Source organism: Haloterrigena salifodinae, assembly GCF_003977755.1.
Lineage (GTDB): Archaea > Halobacteriota > Halobacteria > Halobacteriales > Natrialbaceae > Haloterrigena > Haloterrigena salifodinae.
Genome location: NZ_RQWN01000007.1, coordinates 19487 through 42628 on the forward strand (window position 1 = coordinate 19487; position 23142 = coordinate 42628).

General features: G+C 59.4%; 18 protein-coding genes. 8 read left to right on the forward strand and 10 right to left on the reverse strand.

Going from position 1 to position 23142, the window contains the following annotated elements; translation table 11 throughout:
• The first annotated feature begins 24 nt into the window (after positions 1 to 24).
• Positions 25 to 354: a hypothetical protein gene (locus EH209_RS22275; protein ID WP_126665007.1), complete on the forward strand. Its 330-nt coding sequence runs from the start codon at positions 25 to 27 to the stop codon at positions 352 to 354.
• Between the two features lie 124 nt (positions 355 to 478).
• On the opposite strand, the gene EH209_RS22280 is transcribed toward EH209_RS22275, so the two are convergent.
• A complete protein-coding gene (locus EH209_RS22280) occupies positions 479 to 1786 on the reverse strand; it encodes a hypothetical protein (RefSeq protein ID WP_126665008.1) in 1308 nt (435 codons plus the stop codon).
• Positions 1787 to 2241: 455 nt separating this feature from the next.
• Here EH209_RS22280 and EH209_RS22285 point away from each other — a divergent pair, with 455 nt between their 5' ends.
• From EH209_RS22285 to EH209_RS22300, 4 genes are all read left to right on the forward strand, one after another.
• Entirely contained in the window at positions 2242 to 4041 is a 1800-nt protein-coding gene (locus EH209_RS22285) for a hypothetical protein (RefSeq protein ID WP_126665009.1), read from the forward strand.
• A gap of 704 nt (positions 4042 to 4745) precedes the next feature.
• Positions 4746 to 5687: a hypothetical protein gene (locus EH209_RS22290; protein WP_126665010.1), complete on the forward strand. Its 942-nt coding sequence runs from the start codon at positions 4746 to 4748 to the stop codon at positions 5685 to 5687.
• 581 nt (positions 5688 to 6268) lie between these two features.
• Positions 6269 to 8068, forward strand: a complete 1800-nt coding sequence (locus tag EH209_RS22295) for a hypothetical protein (protein WP_126665011.1) — start codon at positions 6269 to 6271, stop codon at positions 8066 to 8068.
• Between the two features lie 205 nt (positions 8069 to 8273).
• A complete protein-coding gene (locus EH209_RS22300) occupies positions 8274 to 9434 on the forward strand; it encodes a glycosyltransferase family 4 protein (RefSeq protein ID WP_126665012.1) in 1161 nt (386 codons plus the stop codon).
• A 313-nt stretch (positions 9435 to 9747) separates the two neighbouring features.
• Here the strand turns inward: EH209_RS22300 and EH209_RS22305 are convergent, their stop codons facing one another.
• Positions 9748 to 10344: a DUF7344 domain-containing protein gene (locus EH209_RS22305; RefSeq protein WP_008895577.1), complete on the reverse strand. Its 597-nt coding sequence runs from the start codon at positions 10342 to 10344 to the stop codon at positions 9748 to 9750.
• 750 nt (positions 10345 to 11094) lie between these two features.
• On the opposite strand from EH209_RS22305, the gene EH209_RS22310 reads away from it, so the two are divergent.
• Positions 11095 to 12051, forward strand: a complete 957-nt coding sequence (locus EH209_RS22310) for a transcription initiation factor IIB (protein WP_008895578.1) — start codon at positions 11095 to 11097, stop codon at positions 12049 to 12051.
• Positions 12052 to 12067: 16 nt separating this feature from the next.
• Here the strand turns inward: EH209_RS22310 and EH209_RS24305 are convergent, their stop codons facing one another.
• Positions 12068 to 12238: a hypothetical protein gene (locus tag EH209_RS24305; RefSeq protein ID WP_008895579.1), complete on the reverse strand. Its 171-nt coding sequence runs from the start codon at positions 12236 to 12238 to the stop codon at positions 12068 to 12070.
• A gap of 160 nt (positions 12239 to 12398) precedes the next feature.
• Here EH209_RS24305 and EH209_RS22315 point away from each other — a divergent pair, with 160 nt between their 5' ends.
• Positions 12399 to 13412 carry an alpha/beta hydrolase gene (locus EH209_RS22315; RefSeq protein ID WP_126665013.1) on the forward strand — a complete coding sequence of 338 codons (1014 nt, stop codon included), beginning with the start codon at positions 12399 to 12401 and terminating at the stop codon, positions 13410 to 13412.
• A gap of 775 nt (positions 13413 to 14187) precedes the next feature.
• Here EH209_RS22315 and EH209_RS22320 read toward each other — a convergent pair.
• Positions 14188 to 15141 (reverse strand): hypothetical protein, encoded by a 954-nt coding sequence (locus EH209_RS22320; protein WP_126665014.1) that lies wholly within the window; start codon positions 15139 to 15141, stop codon positions 14188 to 14190.
• Positions 15142 to 15216: 75 nt separating this feature from the next.
• Positions 15217 to 15477 (reverse strand): hypothetical protein, encoded by a 261-nt coding sequence (locus tag EH209_RS22325; protein WP_211338414.1) that lies wholly within the window; start codon positions 15475 to 15477, stop codon positions 15217 to 15219.
• Between the two features lie 441 nt (positions 15478 to 15918).
• Here EH209_RS22325 and EH209_RS22330 point away from each other — a divergent pair, with 441 nt between their 5' ends.
• The gene (locus EH209_RS22330) at positions 15919 to 16164 is read left to right on the forward strand and encodes an ArsR family transcriptional regulator (protein WP_126665136.1); all 246 of its coding nucleotides are present in this window, start codon (positions 15919 to 15921) and stop codon (positions 16162 to 16164) included.
• Positions 16165 to 16833: 669 nt separating this feature from the next.
• Here EH209_RS22330 and EH209_RS22335 read toward each other — a convergent pair.
• From EH209_RS22335 to EH209_RS22355, 5 genes are all read right to left on the reverse strand, one after another.
• Entirely contained in the window at positions 16834 to 18282 is a 1449-nt protein-coding gene (locus tag EH209_RS22335; protein ID WP_126665015.1) for a PH domain-containing protein, read from the reverse strand.
• Between the two features lie 5 nt (positions 18283 to 18287).
• The gene (locus EH209_RS25225; protein WP_126665016.1) at positions 18288 to 18734 is read right to left on the reverse strand and encodes a PH domain-containing protein; all 447 of its coding nucleotides are present in this window, start codon (positions 18732 to 18734) and stop codon (positions 18288 to 18290) included.
• A gap of 96 nt (positions 18735 to 18830) precedes the next feature.
• Complete coding sequence (locus EH209_RS22345) at positions 18831 to 19751, reverse strand: hypothetical protein (protein ID WP_126665017.1); 921 nt, start codon at positions 19749 to 19751, stop codon at positions 18831 to 18833.
• A 322-nt stretch (positions 19752 to 20073) separates the two neighbouring features.
• Positions 20074 to 21483 (reverse strand): S8 family peptidase, encoded by a 1410-nt coding sequence (locus EH209_RS22350; protein WP_126665018.1) that lies wholly within the window; start codon positions 21481 to 21483, stop codon positions 20074 to 20076.
• Positions 21484 to 22279: 796 nt separating this feature from the next.
• Entirely contained in the window at positions 22280 to 22567 is a 288-nt protein-coding gene (locus tag EH209_RS22355; protein WP_126665019.1) for a phosphatidylserine decarboxylase, read from the reverse strand.
• Between the last annotated feature and the right edge of the window lie 575 nt (positions 22568 to 23142).

The window sequence follows — 23142 nt, forward strand, 5'->3', positions numbered from 1 at the left end:
CCGTGAAGGTCGGGTTATCGAAGTATGGCACGTGACACTCCGGTACAGGACAAAGCTGCCAGCACAGAAGCGGAACCACTCCCGAACCTCGTGACCATCGTCGGTCGGGGCGTCCCCTCGAGTTTCGAGATCACCGTCGACGGTGAGATCGAGATGGACGCGGCCGATCCCGTCGAGGAAGCGACGGTCGTCTCCGGGAGCGTCGCGGAAGGAACGATCGACGTCGGCGTCCAGCGGTTCCGGTTCGACGGGCAAGTGACCAACGTCCACGTCGTCGACTGGAACGGGAACACGGTGCCCGAATCGTCGAGCGTTCCGGACGTCCACGTCGATTACGGCGTTCCTCAGCGGTAATTTGCCGAACCCGGGTAGGGGTGCGGTTTCTGCAGTCGTCGATACGATCGCCCAGCGGTCGCTGCGGCGCGAGTTAGTACTCAGCGATTCGGAGCGACGGCGCGCTCGGAAAACGGAGGTCCCGCTAGCGGCCGGGTCGAACGCGGCGCAGGCCGGACTTCGCGGTCGCCCAGGCGGGGTAGACGGCGTTGTAGACGCTGGCCGGAGCGTTTCGGGCGCCCGCGCGAAGGAGCCGATGGGACAGCGGCGGTTCGGACTCGGAGACGAGTTCGTCGAGGTCGACCTCGTCGAGCCACGCGAAGAAGGCCGCCTCGGCCGGCGAGGAGGGGGCCGTCTCACGCGCACGCTCGCGGATATCTTCCCACATGTACTTCTCGTCCTGACCGAGCACCCACCGCCCCTCCTCGAGGGCGGTCCGGATCTCGCGGTAGTCCTCGTCGTCGAACGGGTAGCCGTGGTCGGTCGGCTCGAGCCCCGAGAGTCGCAGGCCGACAGCCGTCCGGTAACACTTCTCGCACTCGCCGCAGTTGCCGTCCATCCGGTCGTTGCAGGTCTGCAACTGGAGGTTCGGCTCCTCCTCGCGGATGTAGTCGGCGATCGCGTCGACCCGCTCCTGACGGGTCAGTTCGTAGCCGTCGTGGTGACACTGCGTCCCCGCCCACCGGACGTGGTCGTCGATGTCGGGACGCGACCCCCACTCGAGGTCGATCCCCTCCCAGTGGGTCGCGGCGACGTAGAGGTCATCCATGCCCCGCGCGTAGGCCATCGGGGCGCAGAGCCCGAGCAGACCCAGCCCGTGGCCGACGGAGCTGTACCAGGCGCCGTCGACGTAGCGCTTGTAGTGGGCCAACAGCATCGGGTGGGCGAGGAAGGAGAGCATGTTCGACTCGACGAAGGCCGTCTCGAGGCCGTGCTCGTCGGCGAAGCCGGTGACGCGCTCGCGGAGCGCGTCCCACTTCTCGTCGTCGGCGGCGTCGGGCGTGATCGTCCAGCCGCGGATGCTGACCAGCGTCGGCTTCTCCTCGCGGTGGCGGACGTACGAACACGTCGAGTCGACGCCACCGGTGAAGAGCAGGCCGCTCTCGCCGCCGGCCTCGGGGTCGGCGTCGATCGTCTCCTTTGCGTAGAGGGTCCCCCCCTCGAGGAAGTCGTGCATCTTGCGGAGCGACGCCTCGACGTCCTGCAACGCCGCGGCGAAGGTGGCGTCGACCTCGTCGACGTAGACGTCCGCCCCGTTGGCCCACGCCACGGGACAGACCTGCGCGAGGACGGGGATCGCGAGCACCCCCTCCGGGACGTCCGCGATCGGGACGTCGTACTCGGTTCGGAACGATTCGGTGGTGAAGAACCGCTCGAGGTCGCCGGACGTTCGAACGTCCGCCTCGAGGGTCGTACCGTCGGCCTGAACGTGATCGATGACAATGGATGACATAGCGTATCGAAGTCGGATCGGCGGCCACTGCGCGCACTGTTCGTTCGGTTCGACCGAGCACGAACGGGTACAAAAACCATCAGAACCGTTGATCGTTCGGAAATCGGGAACGCAACACGTATCGACGGGTCGCGATCGATAGGCACTGCCTACAGCCGGACGGCCGGGGGCGGGCCGGCCGAGACGACCGTCAATCGACGCGTACGCGCACTCGATGGCGGCGGCTCGACTCGGGGACGACTTGAACGTCGCTGCGGGGTTCACAGCCCGCTGTGAACGGATCAGATACCGGTCACGACCGCCACGGAGCGACGGCAGTGAGTTGAGCGCTGACGAACGCTCTCGAGGAATGGCCGGGCTGGATAGGAGCCGTATAACAAACGTCGCTATCGATGACCCTCCGGTCAATACATGCGTATCGACATTGGACCGGACCGTCTCCGTCTCGAGCGAGCATGAAGCGGGCAACGTTCAACGGCCTCGTTGCCGGCGGATTCCTCGCGGTCGCGATCGGGATCCTCGTCGCGAGATCGAACCCGGCGACGAGCTACGAACCGTCGATATACGCGGCAACGCCGACACTCACGTGGATCGGTTTCGGAATCGCCCTCGCTGTCGCCGTCAGCACGGCGCTGGTCTGTCGCGGCCGCGAGCAGGCCCTCGGAATCGCGCTCGGCGGAACGACGGTCACGGCGATCGTCAGCCTGCCGGTGATCAGGAACTATCGGTTTCTGGGGATGGGCGACGGACTCTCCCACCTCGGCTGGACGCGGGACATCGTCGCGGGGCAGATGGCGCCCCACGAACTGTTCTACCCCGCCGTCCACACGATCGCGGCGACCTTCCACTACGTCGGTGGCATCCCGATCGAGCGCGGACTCCTGTTTAGCGTCGTCATCCTGTTCGTCCCGTTCCTGATCTTCATCCCGCTGATCGTCCGGGAGATCGACGGCGACGGGCTGGCGATCGGGATCGCGGCGATCGTCTCGTGGATGGTGTTACCGATAAACAACGTTGCGACGCACATGGGCGTGCACACGAACTCGAACGCCCTCTTCCTGGTACCGGTCGTCGTCTTCGCGTTCGTCACGTACCTCCGGCGCCGGGCGACGATCGAGCGCCTCCCGCTGGGACTGTCGCCGTTCAGCCTCCTGATCTACCTCACGGGACTCGGACTCCTGCTGGTCCACCCCCAGCACATGATCGGCGTCATCGTGTTGATCGGCTCGATCGCCAGCATCCAGTATCTCGCCCGGCGGCGGTACGACGATCATCCCATACTCGATCACCCCACGATGTACGCTCACACGGTCGTGCTCGGTGCCATCTTCACCCTCTGGGCCGCGAGTAACGAGCGGTTCCGCGACGCGTTCGCCGGCCTCATCATCGGCGTCTTCGAGGAGGACATCGGCGGCGGCGCCGAGGTCGGACAGCGCGAGTCCTCCCTCCAGGAGATTGGCGGCAGCATCGCCGAGCTGTTCGTCACGATGTTCCTCGAGTTGGCGATCGTCGCGCTCGTCGTCGGCGTCTTCGTGTTGCTCGTCTGGCTCGGGCGGACCGCGCTCGATCCGGAGACGAAGTCCCAGGTCAACTACCTCTCACTCTCGCTGTTCCCGCTGACCGGGCTGTTCGTCGTCTACTTCGTCGGGACGCCAACGATGGCGTTCCGACAGGTCGGCTTCATCGCCGTCCTGCTGACGGTGCTGGGGGGCATCGCGCTGGCCCGCGGCGTCGACGCGCTTTCGGGAGTCATCACGCGCCCGGGCGCCAGCGCCGTCGCGGCGCTCCTCCTCGGCGGCTGTCTCGTCCTCGGGCTGATGACGGTGTTCGCCTCGCCGATCATCTACAACCCCGGCCAACACGTGACCGACGAGACGTTCAGCGGCTACGACTCCGCGCTGGACCACTCGAGCGAGGACACGCCCCTCGTCGGGATGGGACACAATCCGTACCGGTACGATCACGGGCTCAACGGTCTCGAGGGCGACGGCACCCTCTCGGCCGGCTCCGCCTCGACCGGGACCGTCGATCCGGAGACGTTCGAAGCGGGCGACTACGGGGAGGCGTATCGCGGCATCGACTACAACTTCATCGTCACCGAGTACGACCTCACGCGCGAACTCGAGGTCTACCAGGAGCTCCACTACAGCGACGAGTCCCTCGAGGACTTCGAGACCGACTCGAGCGCCAACAAGGTGATCTCGAACGACGAGTTCCAGATGTACACCGTCGACGGTTCGGGAGATCCCGAATAACCGCACCGGTAGACGGCCGTTCCGTCGAACTAGTCGCGACTTCTCCCGCGCGCGTTAGTCTCTTGATGGAGTTATCGGCCCGGCCGCTCCGGCTCGTCACTCGCTTGACCGCGTCCGGATACGGTTACGCACACGGGTACGGCCGACGGGCCGACGGCTCGAGAGAACGCCGGTCCGAACGGGTTCGGATCGCGCGCGAGTGGCGGCCACCGAGACAGCGGTCGGCTACTGTCTCATCGGTTCGTCGCGCCGGTGCCCGACAAACCGTCGCGCACGCTCACCGCCGGGACAGTCACTTGCGCGACTGTCGCCGTGTGGACCGTCGATCGAAGCGCCTCGCTACCGACGCTCGATCGAGTGGCGTCGACCCGCGGTCGCTACCGGGAGACTGTGTGGCGGCCAGTTGTCATGAATGCGCGAATAATTGGCGAACAGTCGCGGCGGTTCGTTTTCACCGTCGCGAGTACCCGGTCAGACCTCGTGTCTCGAATCAGCCGCTACAAGACCTCACGCGTGAGGTAATCCCGTATTTCCGCGCTAAAACTCGGTTACTGACCGGTCTGTTGCCCTTCCTTCGTTCATAATTTCTTGATGGAATAGCCATATATTCTGTCTTTTTCGTCAGAGTTAGAAATATATTCTGTAAATTTAATCCATATCCCCAAGGAAAAGTTTATGAGTGCAAGGCCAGGTTACGCAAGTGTATGGCGCAGAACCCCCGTACGTCCGAGACGGACACCACGCCGACTACAGGCCGTAACGACGGATTAAGCCGCCGCAGCTACGTGCGCTCGGTCGCCGCGGCCGCCGCCGCGGTGACGTCGTTCGGCGCCGCCGGCACGGCGTCCGCCCAAGGCGACTACGAGGTTATTGAAGCCAGCGGCCAGACGATCACCGTCGGCGACGGTGAGACCTGGGAGAACAAACTCCTCGATCTGACGAACGGCCAGGACGTCGTCGTCGTCACCGAGGGAAGCGACTGGACGATCCGAAACATCGGCGTCAAGGGCCGCAACACCTCCGGCACCGGCTCCTCGATGTTCGGCATCTCCGACGCCGGCGGCTCGAGCACCATCGAGAACGTCTACCTCGGCGACGGCTCCGACGAGCGAAACGCCAGCTCGAGCGGTCACGGGCAGACGGCCTTCTGGGCCAACCCCGAGCACTCCGGCCACATCGACATGAAGAACGTCAACATCCAGAACTTCGCGGACAACGCGGTCTACGGCTCCGCGCCGGGCAGCGGCGCCGGCGGCACGATCCACATCGACCGCTGTTTCGCCGCGAACTGTTACGTCTCCCACTTCCGTCTCGCGACGGCGGGCAGCAAGGTGACGAACTCCAGCGTCCTCGTCGACGAAGAGGGCTACGCTGGCCGCGGTATCTGGGCGTGGGCCCCCGGTCCGATCGAGGTCAAGAACTGCCAGATCTCGATGAACGGGCAGAACACCGCGATCGACGCCGGCGCCAACGGCAAGGGCACCGAGGTCGTCCTCCAGGACACCGACTACGACGAGCAGGCCGGCATCGCCGAACACGCCGGCTCGAACGTCCGACTCGAGGGCGACTCGGGCACCAACCCCGAGGCGTTCATGCCGAAGGGGACCCCGACCAGCGCCGAGGAAGCCGCCTCCGGTTCCAACTAACGCCCCGCTGACGCGACGCGACAGCCCCCTTCCCCTCCCCGATCGCCTCCGCGATCGGTTCGCCGCCCCCCGCTGACGCCCCCTCCCTCCGCCGACGCAGCCACCCCCTCCCCCGCTGACGCGTTCCCTCCGCTCACCCCCGTTCCGTTTTCCTCGCTGATTCGGCGTTTCGTTTTCTGCGTTCGTCAACTACTTCATCCCGCTCGACTCGAGACGATCCGGATCGGAACTCTATTCGTGCTGAGCGATAGCACTCGACAAACTTTCCTTCGCACTCGAGCCGCCGAACACACCGGTGTCTCGGGGAAGAGCCGCTCGCCGAACGCTCGAAAGAGGCCGGTAATACGGTATTACTCGCTTCCGAGCAGTCATCGAAACCCGATCGAGATCGTTCAGAACCGCTACAGTGGCGGGTAATTCGCTCTTACCGCCGTCCGGGAACAAATATTCGATAATACAATATCGCACGTATTTATTCGAATAGTTTTGTTTGATCACAGTCACGAAATAACTATCGTCTGTAAATTTTAAGTATAATAGAAGAGAAAGTTTATGGTGGTAGTGTCTGATTACCTGATTGCATGGCACGCGACTCTTCGGTAGCGGACGACGATCGGTGCGTCGGCGAGGAAGCGCCGACGACCGACGACGGATCGGACGGATTGCTCCACCGGCGATCGTACATGAAACTCGCCGGTGCAACGACGGCGGCGGCAGCGACGTTCGGGACAAGCGCCAGCGCCGCCGAGGACTACGAGGTCATCCCCGCGAACGGGCAGGTCGTCCGGGTCGGCCGCGGTGAGACGTTCGAGAACAAACTGATCGATCTCACGACCGGGAAGAGCTTTCTGCTGCTCGTCGAGGGAGCAAACTCCGTCATCCGAAATATCGGATTCGAGGGGCTCTACCGCGGCGACCAGTTCCTGATCTCGATCAGAGCCGACCGGGGCGACGTCCTCTTCGAGAACATCTACATGGGCGACGGCGCGACCAAGGAAGGCGCGGACTTCGTCCACGGACCCGGCGCGGTCTTCATGCACAAGCAAAGCCAGGCGAACCTGACGTTCCGCCGGTGTAACGTGCAAGGGTTCCCGAACAACGGCTTCTACTGTTCGAACACCGCCTCCGGACCGAGCAGCGTCCACTTCGACACCTGTTTCGGCAAGAACAACGGCGTCACGACGTTCCGCTGTGCGAGCGGCGACGACGTGATCGAGAACTGCGTCGCGTACAACGACAACACCGACTACGGACAGGGCTACGGCGGCTACACCGAGACCAGCGGCCGCCCCGTCTGGGTCTGGTCAGGCGGCAACGTCACGATTCGCGACTCCCACTTCGCCGACGGTCCCTACCCCTACGCGATGGTTGCCGGCGCCAACGGCTCGGCCGGTCGCGCCACCTTCGAGAGCGGCGGCTACCGTGGCACGATCCAGCGGGCGAACGGGTCGACCGTCACCGTCGCCGACGCCGTCTCGAGCGATCCCGATCTCTCCGTTCCCGACGGCGTCCCAACGTCGGCCAAAGCGGCCGCCTCGGGCGACTCGAGCGCTGCCTCGAGCGCCGAGGTGAACGCCGAAAGCGCCGCCGACGAGGAGCAACGTTCCCACGTCGTGCTCGTCGACGGCGACGCCTCGGACGTGACGCGCTACGAGTTCGCCGTCGACGGCGCGGTCGAGTCCGCGAACCACGAGGGCGCGTCGATCGACGTCAGCGACGAGATTACGGACGGGCGCGTCAGCGGCGCCGTCGCCGACTGGAAGGACGCCTTCCGGTTCGACGGCGACCTCGAAGCGCTCACCGTCGACGGGCCGGGAACGGTCCTGGTCGACGGCGAAGCGGTCGATCCGGCCGACTACGGTGCGGAACTCCCGCACGTCCTCGAGGTCGCGGGTCGGGGCGTGCCGACGAGTTTCGAGATTTCGGTCGAGGGCGAGATCGAACTCGACGGGGAAGACGACACGACGACGATCGCGGGGTCGACCGTCCAGAGTTCGGTCACCGACGGCAGCCGGACGTTCCGGTTCTCGGGCGCAGTGACCGATGTGACGATCATCAACGGCGCCGCTGACGCCAGCGTCGACGGCGAGGAGATCGATCCGGCCGACTACGGCGACCACGAACTGCTCCCCCACGCGGTGGTCATCGACGGGACGACGGCCGACGAGCCGAGCGCCTACTCCTTCGAGACCAGCGGCGCGGTCGTCAAGTCCACCCACAGCGAGGCAACGATCGACGAGGACGACGTGATCGAAGACCGAACCGTCCGCGGCGTCGCCGACAACTGGGCCGACGCCTACTGGTTCGACGGCGACATCGAGGACTTCACCCTGCGCGGTCACGCGACCGTCGACGTACAGTACAACGTTCGCGAGCAGTAATTCGCAGCGTCCGAAGATCGTTCCGTTCCGATCGGTCGCGCGGGCGGCGGGACGAGATCGGTCGCCCGCTCGCAGCGCATCGACGGCGGACGGTTGACGATCGAAGTTCATTTTCGCTGTTGCATTTCGCACTACTGACCGGTACGTATCGAGTACGTTCGGTACGAACAGTATAACAATCCATCTGATAGACCACCGTCGCGGTATGAACATCGGTTTCTATCACGACGCCGCCGGAACCCGCCACGCCGGCGGAATCGCCGTCTACACGCAGCAGATGGCGGCCGCACTCAGTCAGTCGAACGACGTCTATCTCTATACGCAGCGCGGAGAGCCCGCGCCGATCGTCCGCGAGTCGGACGTAACCGTCGTCGAGACCCCGTCCTTCGACAGCGACTGGCCGGCCTCGCTCGAGGAGTCGCTCCCGGTCGGCTCCCAGGACTGGACGAAAGCCCGAATGACGCTGTGGGCCGAGCGAAACGGCGTCATCGATCACATCGACGACACTCTGGACGTGCTGTTTACCGCCCACTATCTCGACGATCTCCTCCTCTCGAATCTGGTCGACGTGCCGACGGTCTACACGTACCACCGGCTCTCGGATATCGGGATCGGCGCGAAACTGCAACAGGCGTTCTCCGCGACGGAGCTGATTCTGGCCAACTCGATGGAGACCGCGGACCGCGTGGAATCGGCGTTCGACATCGACGTCGAGGAGATCGTCTATCCAGGCGTCGATACGGACCGGTTTCAGCCCGACGCCGATCCCGTCATCTCGAGTCACGATCCGATCATCCTCTTCGTCGGCCGACTGGTCGAAGCGAAGGGGATCGACGAACTGCTCGAGGCGGTCGCCCGACTCGAGGGCGACCAGGAACTTCACGTGGTCGGGCGCGGCGACCGAGAGCGGATCCGCCGGCGGGCCCGCGACCTCGGAATCGCGGAGTCAGTGGAACTCCACGGCGAAGTCCCCCACCCCGAACTGCCGGGCTACCACGCCGGCGCCGACGTGTTCTGCCTGCCGAGTCACGACGAGAGCTTCGCGATGGCCAACGTCGAGGCGATGGCCTGCGGGCTGCCGGTCGTGACGACCGACCTCGAGGCGATCCGGACGTACCTCGCCAACGGCGACAACGGACTCCTGTCCCGCGTCGGGGACCCGCAAGATCTAGCCGACAAACTGAATCTCGTCCTCGAATCGCCTGAGTTGCGGGCGCGACTCGGCGAGCAGGCCCGGACTGACGCGCAGGCGTTTGCGTGGCGGACGCAGGCCCGTCGGCTCGAGGCGTTCTGTTCCGACGTCCTCGACGTCCCGGAGTCGGTCGAGGAGGTTCGGCCCGACCAGCCGCACCCGAACATGGTTTGAACGGCGACGGCGCGACTCGTCGGGTACGACGGACAGCGATAGTACGACGGGTGGTCCCCTCGAGCGGCGGCGGGTCGCGCGGAGCGGTCGTCGAGATGAGTGTAAAGGTGGCTCCCGCGCCTGAATCGGAAACAGATGCTGGCACGCGAACTGCTCCGGTACGGATGACGGTCGTCGGGAGCCGTTCGTCCGTTCGAGTGCCGTGAATAAAAGTCCTTCTTACCTGCTACCGCAAGAAATCTTCTCAATCGCTGTGAGAACCCGCGATCGTCGACGGCTCGCACGGGCCGTCGACCCACTCCCGACCGAACAGTCACTCGATCCGCGATAGCTTGCCGTCGACGTTCCGTTCGCGCCGTCGGTTCGACACGGCGTGTGCCACCGAGAGGGCGAAGAAGGCGACGACGACGACACCAGCGAGCCCGAGCGTCGGGACGGCCGACAGCGGCGGAACGCTAAGGAATGCACCGGTGACGAGTGCCGCACCGACGACGCTCAGGGCCGCGTACCACCGATCCCACCGATCCTGCTGGTGGGTATCCGTGTCCAGATACATCATCAGCAGGTCGGCGTTATCCGCCAGCGAGATCAGTCCCCGGTCCTGATCGTACTCGACGATACCGGCGTCGTCCATCTTCGGCAGATGAGTCTGGTAAAGGGCGACGTACACGCGCTTGCGTTGATCGGAGCTGAGCGCGCTGACTTCGGTATCGTTCTCCCAGGCCGCGATCTGTTCGGCGAGTTCGCCGAGGGTGACCGTATCGTCGGCCTCGAGTAAGTACGCGAGGACTTCGCGTCGACGTCGGTTCTTCAGGAGCTCGAAAATGACGTCTTTCGACAGTCGTTGCTCCTCGTCCGAATCGGCGACCGATGCGATCTCGTCGGGCAGAGACGTATCGATCGACGACATTACGATCGACCCCCTGTAGCCGGGATTACGCTCCGGTTCGATTCACACTGGCTACCGTACACGAAACGGCTACCAAACTGTCGAATCGACGGAAGCCGCTGTCTGCTCGGTCGGCAAGTCGCAGTCACGATTGACACACCAAGTTGTACACCAATACTGAAACTCTTAAGGACGGCCACGTTTCGCACCGGCTGCAAAGCAGGTATGGAACGGCTTCGATCGGTCATCGACGGTGTAGGGTCTCGAGACGGCGTCGGACGGTTTCGAGAATCGCTCGGCGAGAACAGTATTGGACGATTGTTCGACTGTACCGAGCGCGTACACGCACAACCGTTCCGGTAGCAGGGGCGTGAGCGGGGTCGAGGGACTGAACTGGGACACGACACTGGGTCGAAACGTTTGGTGCCGGCGACATAAAGGCGAACGACAGTTCGCCGGCGAAAGCCATATTTACGCGATGAACATGCGATTTACGTCCCGTTCATGAGGGAACGATGACCACATTTCATGTAGTATGTTCACTATAGACACGGTAGGGCGACGGCGCTACGCGATAGCGCTACGCCCGAACGCGACCGATGGGACACGGTCTCAGCACAGTTCGATCAACGCCACACAGCAGCGTCGGCGGCGATCTGTCGCTTCTCTCATCTTCTCTCTTTCGTGCGAGGACGGCCGACTCGTAAGTCTGCGTTTCCCGCGAAACCATGTTAACCCCTTACAGTGCCTGCACCGATTCTTCCACTACTGATGACGCGGTCCATTATCGATCACACCACGAGCGAATCAACCGAGACAGAGACCGGTCTATGTCCGGACTGCGAAACCGATACGATCGTCCACGACCCGGACCGCGGCGAGCGAGTCTGCGAGGAGTGCGGGCTCGTTCTGACCGAAGATCCGATCGATTACGGCCCCGAATGGCGAGCCTTCAACGCCCAGGAACACGACGAGCTCTCCCGCGTCGGCGCGCCGCTGACCCAATCGATGCACGATCGGGGGCTGACGACGACCATCGACTGGCGCAACAAGGACGCCAACGGCCACTCAATGTCGGCCGACAAACAGGGCCAGCTCCACCGACTCCGCGTCTGGCAGGAACGCATCCGCACGAAAAACGCCGGCGAACGCAACCTGAAGTACGCGCTCTCGGAAATCGACCGCATGGTCAGCGCGTTAGGCGTTCCAAAGCCCGTCAAAGAGACCGCAAGCGTCATTTACCGACGCGCGCTCGAGCAGGACCTCATCCGCGGCCGGTCGATCGAGGGCGTCGCCACCAGTGCGCTGTACACGGCCTGTCGTAAGGAGGACATTCCGCGGAGCCTCGAGGAAGTAACCTCCGTCTCCCGGGTCGACCAACGGGAGATCGGCCGGACGTATCGGTATATCGCCGACGAACTCGATATCAACCTGGAGCCGACGAATCCGCGCCAGTTCGTTCCCCGCTTCTGTTCTGAACTCGACGTCGGCAAGGACGTCGAGACGAAGGCCGTCGAAATCATCGACCAAACGACCGAGCAGGGTCTGCACTCGGGAAAGTCGCCGACCGGTTTCGCCGCCGCCGCCATCTACGCGGCCGGGTTGTTGTGCGACGAGACGATCCCCCAGCGGGCCGTCGCCGACACCGCTCAGACGACCGTGGTCACGGTTCGGAACCGGTACCGCGAGCAACTCGAGGCGATCGACCAACAGCCGGCGACGACGTGATCGGCCGCGGCCGCGATCACATGATCGAACGCTCTTCTTCTGGATGGAAGTCCTCCAGCGCGTGGAGGTTCGCGTACGGCACGAACGCGACGAACTCGTCGTCCTCGTCGTAGAGTTCCACGCCGTTCTCGGTGTGCTCGTACTGCTCGCACTGGATCTGTCCTTCGGGAAGGATTGCGCGATACATACTCCCTAGGATGCCGTCCACCCAAATATAGCTGGGCGGTGGTTTCGATTCGGGGAGTGGGTTTCGTGTGTTCTCGCATCCGCCCGCAACCACGGCGACGAGCCGCTACCGTGAGGTAATCGTTACAGTGATGACACTTCGATGTCGAACAGAATTCAGAATGAGTGAGGATACCGAGGTCGACGTCGAAGTCCACGAGGGCGTCACGTACGCGACGCGCGAAGCCGACGAGCTGGGGCTCGATCTGTTCGTCCCCGCGGTCGACGATCCGCCGCTGGTCGTCTACGTCCACGGCGGCGGCTGGGTCGCCGAGACCCGCGACAACGTTCCGGAGCCGGAACGGTACGCGGCCGAGTGGGAGTGTGCGATCGCCAGCGTGAGCTACCGATTGGCCGCGATTCCCGACGCCCTCGAGGACGGCGTCGAGTTCGCGATCGACCCGGCAAACGACACGCCACGGGGCGTCTTCCCCGACCAGTTCGTCGACGTGAAGGCGGCGATCAGGTGGCTGCGGGCAAACGCCGACGAGTACGGCTACGACGCGACGGATGTCGCGGCGTGGGGCGCATCGGCCGGCGGTCACTTGGCCCTCCTCGCGGGAGTCATCGACGACGTCGACGCGCTCGCGGGGGACGCCTTCTCGGAAGCGGACCTCGAGAAGGCGGTTGCTCCCGACGAGTCGGGGGCCGTCCAGGCGGTTGTCGACTGGTACGGCGTCGCGGATCTCACACTGGTCCCGGACGACCCGACCAATCCCGCCTCGCTGCTCATCGGCGGCCCGAAATCGGAGCACGAGGCCGCGTTCGTGCAGGCGAGTCCGGTGACCCACGTCTCCGCGGAGACGCCACCGGTCCTCTGTATGCACGGTCGCGAAGACACGATGGTTCCGATCGAACACAGCCGCGTCCTATTCGACGCGCTGGACGAGGCCGGCGTCGACGCGGCGCTGTACGAACTGCACGACCGCAACCACGTCTGGGTGACCGGCGGCGTCGAGGAGATCGAGTCGGAACGGGTAGCGATGGAGTTGCTGACCGCGGATCCGACGCCCGCACAGTCGATCACCGAGACCGTCCACCTCGAGGAAGGCGGCTCCGCGACCTCGCTCATCGACGGGACGCCCCCGGCGGGACCGGACGCGATCGAGCGATTCCTCGAGCGTACGATCACGTAATCCAGAATCGGCGTACTATCGTCTGAATCGAGAGCAGCGGACGCCGGTCGTCTGCGCGACGTTACGTTCTATCCCTGGCGTCCGCATTCTTCTGGAAGCGCGGCCCCATGAATCAGCGACGAGTCGGACCTCCGCTATCGATGTGTACGATCTTCTCCCTCGAGGCGGAGAGAGTGGATTTCGTGTGTTCTCGTTCTCGAGCGCTGGGTTCAGTGATATCAGTTTGGTGCGGCACTATGGTTCACTGGAAACACTACGAAAGCCCCGATGCTCTCGAGGCGGGCGACTCGCTGCGCGTGGTTCGAGAGAGCGTCGCTCGCCGTAGTGCTTGCCTCGTCGGCCGTCCCTGATAGCAGCAGTCCCATTCACACCTGTTCCGGTCGGCCGGTCGAGCCACCGCGGGTGGGAATGAAAGGGGCTGCTCCGTTCGGCGGGTCTGACGAAGTAAGCACGCGAGCGAAGCGAGCGAGCGCACCGCGTCAGACCCGCCGAACGGAGCAGGGGCTTTCCCAGTGGGCTCGAGCGGGTCGCCACGCTACCCGCGTATCGGGATCGTCGTCCGTGGACAGCCGTCGTCCCCGGCGAGCACCGACTCGAGCGTCCGCGGAGTCGACCGCCGACGACCGCTCGAGGGACGGCCGCAGGGCTACCGCAGTGAAGCGAACGTCCGCGTCTCGGGAGCGGTGGTCGTATCGGTGGCCGGTGAAGCCCGTTTTAGCCGAGTGATCTTTCAGTCGAGTGCTCTCCCGGACTAAGCTACGGTCCGTAGACGGGGCTACCCGTGGACGTCGGCTGTCTCCGGATCCGACGGGGCAGCCGTCTCGTCCCGGCACCCCGCGCCGGGGATCGAGGCGTCCGCGGGGAGGAGCAGCCGTCGTTCAGTGTACTCGAGGCCGTTCTTGCGTTCGGTTTTCCGGCGCACCGCGAGCCGGTTCTTCGAGAGGTCCAGGACGGCGTCGATCGTCCGCGAGACGAGCTTCTTCGCGTAGCTCTCGGAGATGCCCGGCTCCCGGCGGCGGATCCAATGTCGGAGGTCGCTGGCTTTCACGTACTCGGCGACGTCCTTGCAGCCCCGTTCCCACGGATCGTCGCCGACGCTGGGATCGGTCCGGGCCTGCCAGAGTTTCGCGGCCAGTCTGGTGGGCAGCGAGTTCGCCGCGGCGCGGCGGCGATCGTCGTCCATCCGCGCGAGCTGCTGGATCGGGAGCAAGTCGCCGAAGGCGAGCGAGACGTCGCCGCCGCGCTCGAGCGGATCGGCGTGCTCGGGAAGGCGGTAGTAGGCGGTCCCGTCGTCCTTCTCGATGCGCTCGAGGCGACCGTCGGCGACGGTGACCGCGCACTCGTCGACGTTGTCGGTCTCGAGGTGGGCGCCCTTCTCGAGTTCGCGGGACTGGAGCTCCGTCACGCGCTCCTTGTTGGCAGTGGCCTTGTTGCACGCGGCTTCGGCGAGGCTCTCGAGTTCGCTGGTCTCGGTAGCGAGGTCGTCGGCTCGCGTTTCGACCGCGTCGGTCCGCGCCTCGCAGTCTTCGAGCTGGTCCTCGAGTTCGGCAACGGCGTCGGCGAGTCGGTCGCGGTCCCGTTCCAGGTCCTCGATGCGGTCGTCCTTGCGCTCGAGTTCGGTCTCGAGGGACTCGAGGCGCTCGCGGAGGTGTTCGAACTCGCTACTGTGGGCGATCTGGTCAGGGTTGTTCGACGGCGATGCGTCCGTGTCGGGTGCTGACGATGGCATTGAACTGTCTGGTGTGGGGCGAAATGGTCGGACGGCGATACGACGGCTCGAGCGACGCTGCGGGCGGCGTCGCTCTCAGGACGAGTCCCGCAGCTCGTCGTCGGCGTGGGGGTGATCCCGAAGCGCGAGCGTCAGCGGATGGAGCTGGGCCCGAATCTCGCGCAAGTGACGCCGCGCCCGTGCGCGCGTCGGTTCGTCGAAGGGCTCGGTCTCCGCGATCGACTCGAGCAGCCGTTCGGTCTCCCGATCGAGTGACTCGAGGCGCTCTATATACTGGCGGACGAGCATGGTCTCGAGGCGCTCGCGGTCGGTCGCGACCCGCGGCTCGTCGGTCATCGGCGGTCACCTCGTGGTGCGTGGGTGGTCGGGTCTCGAGTCGGTGCTCGAGAAGCAGTCCGATCGCTCGCGCGTGCGTAGTACTGTAGTAAGAACGCAGCGGCTCGCGTCTCGTCGTGGCCGTCCGAACGGCCAGCTGTTCCGTCGTCTATGGGGTAATCTCTTTGACCCCTCGAGCGTTCGTTTCGCATGGTCGGAAATCCTTGTAGCGAGGTTGACCCGACCCCCGACGTGTTCCAGCACGTCGGACCTTTCAGTCCGAAAGGGGCGGATCAATTATATATAGAGACTCCCATTACAAATACTTTTCCTACAATTTGCAGCCAGAATAATACAGTTTGCTACTAGATCAGTCGAATACGCTATCATATCGTATATATCGGTAAATCTATGCTCACGAATCCTGCCTGTAGAAACGTGGTACGACAACGAGCCGACTGGATGCGCCCAGTCGACGAACGCATCCTAGAGACGATGCGTGACGAAGGAAATCTCACTCCACAGGCAGTGGAGAACTTCGATGTCTGCTCCCGTGGCCACGCCAGTATTCGGCTCTCTGAACTCGAAGAATACGGGCTCGTTGAGCGGATCGCACAGGGGCTCTATCGACTCACTGATGCCGGCCGTGCGTTTCTCGACGAAGAACTCGATGCTAGTGAACTCGAGGCCTCAAACGGCGGTTCGTAGCTACTCCCACATTTGATTGTCGCTCTTTTTAGAGTCTCGAAGTAGGAGAAAGAACTGGGTCAATACGACGGCGGTCAGCAAGCCGTCCCGGCGCTGTTCCGCGGATATCAAGGCATCTAGTTGCGGTTTCAGTTATGTTAGCGAAGTTCCACAGCCTCTCCAAACAGGCTTGGAACAGGTCACTCGGACCTACGGTTTCCTCCGAATACCGAACCTGACGGCGAATTGATCCACGGACTCATCAACTGCATCGCTGTCAATGTCCTCTGCTAAATTACCGGAGAGTGAACCCGGCAGTTAGCGGTTTTCCAGCGAATAGGCGACTCCATACAGTTCTGTTAAAAGGAAACGAGTATTATATTTCGTGGTGTTTATGGCACGAGATCAAAACGCCCTTCATGCATAAGTGCCGTAGTAGGAAGAAACAATGGAAAAGAAGAGAATACGATACGCCTTGATACAAGGCGTACTACTAATGACTTGTCTATTTGTTTTGGCAGGTATACTTACAATCATTGGATTTCCTACACCAGACTGGCCAGTTCTAGTTGTCGCACCTATAATTATAGGTATTATACACACCTACTTTGTTTATACTAAAACCGATTGAACAGAATTCGTCTCGGTGGAAACCAATTCATCAGAACACCATCATAAGTTAATATCATTTTACTTGCTAGTTTGAGTTTCTCTTGGTGCCGTTCCGCTTATATTTCTAATTTCGTGTTGAATTGATTCAGCAGTCTGGATATCAAAATCGGCTGCGTGTATACCGATTGAAAGCACTGGAGACGCCGTCTTGATAGAGATTGTTGCTAGATTGGCTCGGCGTTGAAACACCGATTGTGTCACAGAGACTTCTTGAATTCGATTCAACGGGACAATGTATGTGTGCTGACGGACTACACCCCGCTTAAGAACAAGTTGATCACCATATATTTCAATCCCACGACTCTTCCAATTTAGGTGAGCGAGTACCGGACCAGCTAGGGCAAATAGTAGTGGCCACGCTCCCAGTGGCCGAATAGTGCCGATCAGCTGATACGATCCTGCGATCGAAATCACCGTAAGTATCCCAATCCCGATTAAATAATGAAGCAGATATCGTCGACGCATTCGTTTCGGAGGCCCTTGAAGTGATTCATCGCGATACGGAAGAATCTGTTGCGCAACGGTCTCAATTGTGTTCGATTTTTCGAGGGGAATTAGTGGTTTTCGGAACGGAAATGGGTTATCTTCTGTCATTCCTGCTGATGAAACAGTTAACACTGCATAGTCGAGAATCCGTTGGAGACAATTAGACGAAATCCGAACTACTTGTATATTCTCCATCGGAATTGTGGTCGAATGGTCATATATAAATCCGGCTCTGCTCCGCAGGTTGTCTCCTTCGAGTGTAACTGACAAATCATAGAATTTGATGACGGTCTTGATTGCACCGAAAAGCCATACAAGCAGGAGAAGACCACCGAGGACAACCGGCAGCGGCAGATACACCAGTTTGCTTAGAATCGGAATTCGATTACCGGGAGTTGAGATGAGATCCGTAAGAATTGTAGCAATACCGAGAATGCCTATAAAGATATATTTTAGATGGAGCGAAGTTAGTCCTCGTAAGATGAGTGCTTGTAAAGATGCATCATAGAGTGTTGTTTGCTCTGCAGTAGCCTCAACTGACCATTCCGTTTGATTTTCTAATCGCTTCTGTATTCTTTCAGCGTCATTTTTAGTGACATACTGTAATTCGATCCCGCTCTTCTCTCTGGTTCCAGCGGTTTCGAAAGTCACCGCTGTCAATCCTAACAGGCTGTTGAACCAGTCCTGAACGACATCTACCTGTTGAACCCTTTCAAGTGGGACAGATCTTCGTTTTAAATTTAGCACACCCCGACGCATCGTAATTTGCCCGTCCTCGATAGAATACGATGACCGCTGCCAGTAGAGGAACTGGGCAATAACCCGACTGCCGTAATACATGAGCAAAGAAAGAATATACGTAAGAATGAAACTAGCTTCTCCGATTCCGATGAATGCTAATACAAATACTGGGAGAGTAATGAATGACCACGTGATGTCGTCGATTACGCGACGGATTATTGATCTTTTTGCAAGCTCCATAATGATTATGAATCTTCTTGCTTTTTATTGAATATTTCTTCTTCAATCATTTTACTTTTATCCGGCCGAAGCCCAGAAATTCTTACTGTAGAATCCGCTTCGCCTGCAGTGTGGATCACGAGTCGTGATAACCCGAATAAACGGTCAATAATTGGCTGATTTATATCGACATGCTGAATATTATGGTGAGGGACGAACGTCCTTTTCCTCCAGAGAAATCCGCACTCTATGAAAATCCCATTACTCTCGATCTGGAAATTCCAAGAACGGTAATGGAAGGAAATTACTGCTATACCTGAAAGAACAAGTAAAAATAAACCAATTATCGAAATCCAGGTTGGTACAAATTCGAATCTCTGTGATACAGCCCGAGTTATCATAGAAAATATTATAGAAATAAGAATTAGCTTCAAACCCCATTGATACTTCACGCGGCCATTTAGTCCGTTCATTCGTTATAGAAGGATTTCTATCCAATAGTATAAATATCTGTCTTAACTATAAGGGATGCGAAATAAATAGTCGAACTGGAATTAATCTCTATACACTTACGAGCCGATCCCGGCTGCCGCACAGAGGGCAGCAGAACCACTTGCACATCCGTACGTTTTGATGATCTGTGTGGCCATAATACAAACGATATCACAGCCAACGATAGCGATCGGGATTCCAGCAGCTGTACAGGTGGTGACACACTGTGCAATGCCGACGCTACCGCCGTAGGCATTACAGAGCGCCCCCATAAGTGTCAGACAAGCACCGGTCCCAAGCACGTCGTCCCAATCAACACCGAAAGGCAAGGGGTCAGCAGGTGATACACCCTCGTAATTGGTCAAATCCTCCGTGTGAGTGAGTTCATCCATCGTCGCCACAGACGAGGACGAGGCACTGCTTGCGGGGGAAATACCGGTATTACTCTCAACTGATTCGACACCCAGCACTTCCATCTCGATATCTAACGCCTGATTTTCTCTATCGATCTCGGGGATGAATTCAGTCGCCCACGTATTGGCAGCCTTTCGCCCTCCACTATCAGGGTCATCGAGAACAATTGCATTAAGTAGTCCTCGTTTTTCACTGGAGTCGTTATTGAAGAAAGCGAACACGCTAACGGGATTTAGTCCTTTTAGCTCCGAGGTGTAATCGCGACTCATATCGCTTTGGTCGAACGACTCCGAAATAATCTCGGTGTCGACCTCAATCGCCGCGACGTTCTCTTGATCGAAACTGTGCCCTCTATCCTTCAGCGAATCGTGGAGCGCTTGCACCTCTTTGGTTCCCATCGCATGCTCAAACTCGGCCTGAGCCGCCTCAGGGTCAAGCGCGGCCGATTCCATAGAATATTCGCTTTGAGAACCTGCTGCGGACGCAGTTCCCATTCCGATTGCTGCAGTACCAGTCACACCAACTGTTTTGAGTACTTTTCGCCTGTTGACGGTTCTCTCCGAGTCATGGATATTATCTTCCATAATCCATCTGAAAACATTACATTCTTCTATTAAAGCTTTTATACATTATCATTTCATATTTCTTTCTGAATTCTTCAATAATATAAATTGTTATCTGATGTGACTAATATAAAGTGAATAAACAAAGGAGAGAATACAATAATTCAGGAAAAGGTATCTTTCAATAAAATCCATACTGTAGCAACTGAGGCACAGGTAGTAGTATTACAGAGCAATGGCTCCGCTTTCGGCAGAACGAAAGACCATATACCTCCTTAACAGTAGAAAGCAACGCAACCGAGTAGCGCAATAAGACGGAAAAACGGCCGATATGAGGTTTTCGTCACCTTACAACACGCTCAAGCGTGTCAGATGCGTTAATGCGACCGGCCCCGAGACCCGATGTATATTCGCCGGATAATTCAACTGCGCCTTTCTCAATGGCCTGCTGGACGCGCCGTGGATGGATATTCGGATCGAGTTCACGAATGAGACACGCGAGTCCGGCTACTTGTGGTGCCGCTATCGAAGTCCCGTTTACGTAGTCGTACTGTGAGCCATAGATGTCTTGTGAAACAGTAGACAACACATTGTTTGTCGGATACGGAAACTCAACTATCTCCGGATCACTAATTGCGGTCTTTTCGGTGGTCTCGTAGCCACCACCGGGCGCGGCGACATCAACTGTTCCATTTCCGTAATTCGAGTAGTGACTCCGTCTATCGGATGGTCCAGTCGCGGCAACGGTAATTGCTCCAGGGATATCGGCAGGCAACACATAGTCAGTTTCTTGATCTAGATCAACGCCATAGTTCTCAGCAGCGGCCACAACGACAGTGTCCTGCTCTATTGCGTGCTGGATTACGCGACGATACGCAGTAAATATCCGACTGTCAGAGGGTTGCTTCTGTCCAAGGCTAAGATTAATCACGTCAACACCAAGTTCGACTGCGTAATCGATCGCAAGAAGAGTATCGGTAATTGTCCCTACGAGTGTATTACGATATTCATTAAGTTGTTCCCAAAACATTGATCGAAGTGAGATAATCTCTGCATCGGGAGCTATTCCGACGATACCAGTATCATTGCGCGCTGAAGCGGTGATTCCAGCGACCGAGGTTCCGTGTCCAGAAACATCACCAGCGACAGGCTGAGTGATTGTCGTTACTTCTGGGAAGAATCCTGGGGGTTCTTTAGCAACGAGAACGTCGTCAACTCCGGAGTACATACGTCCATACCGGAAAAGCCGACTATGGTCGGTGTTAATTTGAGAGGCGAGCGCTGAGTGTGTGTGACTGATACCGGTGTCGATAATTGCGACTGTCGTTCCATTACCAGTCGCGTGATTGTGGGCAGTTGCCGTCTCCATAAGCTGTTTATCCCACTGTGTTTCGTACGAAGGTTTCTCGGTGATTGTCGAGTTATCTGCTACCTTCTCCATATCATTAACAGCGTACGTTGTATCCGGAATCACATCGTTTACAACCGCCATTGTCCGGAGCTTATCACGTCTGTCTTCAGGGCCCTGAACAATGAAGAGCGATTCATTAGCGAGTTCGTGTAACACGTCGAATCCAGATCGTTGGATCCGGTCGCGAAGCCCGGAACCTCCGGCCAAGACGATATATAGATGTTCGTCCTCAGGAACTGCACCTTTGTTTGCGCTTCTCGAACCGGTTGCACCAACTGCCACGCTGGTCCCTGCAATACTTTTGAGTATCATTCTTCTCGATAATCCAATATTTTTATCCATAGATAAATTATAGAGATGTAATTTTATAAATGTAGTGGCGTTAATGGTATTTATTACATACAAATATATAGTAATTATTTAATCTAGATAGTTTAGTAATCTATATTTTGTTCACCTAATCGAAACAGACTGGTAGCCGCGCTCGAATTGGGATGAAACGGATGCGGCACATTGATCCCGCACATGTTTTCTTTCAGGGCGCTGTTGGCTTGGCGACACTCATCAAGTGAGCGTTGCACGTGCATCGAGAAACTAACCTGCAGACGCTTCGGCGCGACCGTGAATCACCTCACTTCGAGGTGCTCGACTGCTCTCCACGGGTCGGAAGCATGTTCATTCGCCGGACGCTTCCTCCATATCCTGTTCGAGATTTTCGACATCGACGAGCGAGCGCACTTCGTGACCAGTCAGTGTATCCAGCCAGCCAAGACACTAGTACTCGCCAGAGTGATCGGTGTTGATGTGCTCCGTGAGCTCCGAGAGCTCGTCTGTCTCAAAGTTACAATCGTCGGGTAAAAGACACAGGAAAGTTCGACCAGTCATTTCGACCGCCTAGCTGCTGCCTCCAAGGTCATGGACTACTAGGGCAACGTACCTTGGGACTCGATTAGCACGTCGCCGTGGACACCGGTTTTCGGTTCAGGACCATATCCAGTACATCTGCTGGATGGTTATTCAGTAGAATATCACATACTGTCATAGCTACTCACTGGAACACCGCAACTCCTGTATTCTAATCCTATGCTAGTAGAGATGTTAGCGTCGGTTCCTGATTCTGTTCTGAGCGATATCTGTATCAATGAGCAGATGAAGAAGAGCTATGTAGGCGACTCGTCGCACCCTCGTCCTCGAGTCCACTCCTAATATCGGACTTAGCACCGAAATCGATCTCGCCACTGGCCGTCGGCTCATACTCGAGCACCACCGTCTCACCGGCGATCATCGAGTCGCCCTTCGCCACCGAAATATCCTCGAGGGCCACCTCCGGCGGGAACAGCACGTCGACCCAACTCCCGAACACGATGTGACCGATTCGCTCGCCGGGGTCGACTTCATCGCTGGGTTCGACGTAGGGGAACGACACCGCGTACGAGAGACGACGATTCTGTTCTTAGCCACTGGCCCCGGAACCGGAGCGCTGGCGGGGATGTACCACCCGCTCGAGCCCCACCGTCAACATGAACAAGACCACCTGGACAATCGGTCCCAATACCGACGGCCTGACCGACGCCGAGCGCGAGCAGTACGTCGACCGGATGGCCGAGCGCTACGGGCGTGAACGGCCGATGAGATCGTCTCCGAGCGACGCACTGGCGAACGGAGGTGGGGGAGGAGTTGGCGAAGTACGTCACGTACTACCAGTCCGTGCGGATCCGCGATCTCGGCAGCAAGGCCCAGTCTTCTTTCTCCGTCCTGGTCTGCTCCCGAGCGAGCAATGACAGTGCGGAGACTATCAGTAGATCCCTCGTAGATGTCGCATACCGATCACGACTCGGCTCCACTGAAACCCTCGAGGCGTATTCGGCAACTACAAATATAGGGTTCCTGCCACGTCCGACGAGCAGGACTCGCTCGGAGAACGGGACGCCAAAACAGCGTTCCCGCAGTCCATTCCGGCCGCTACTCCCCGAAGACGGCGGTAACAACGGGCGTTACAGC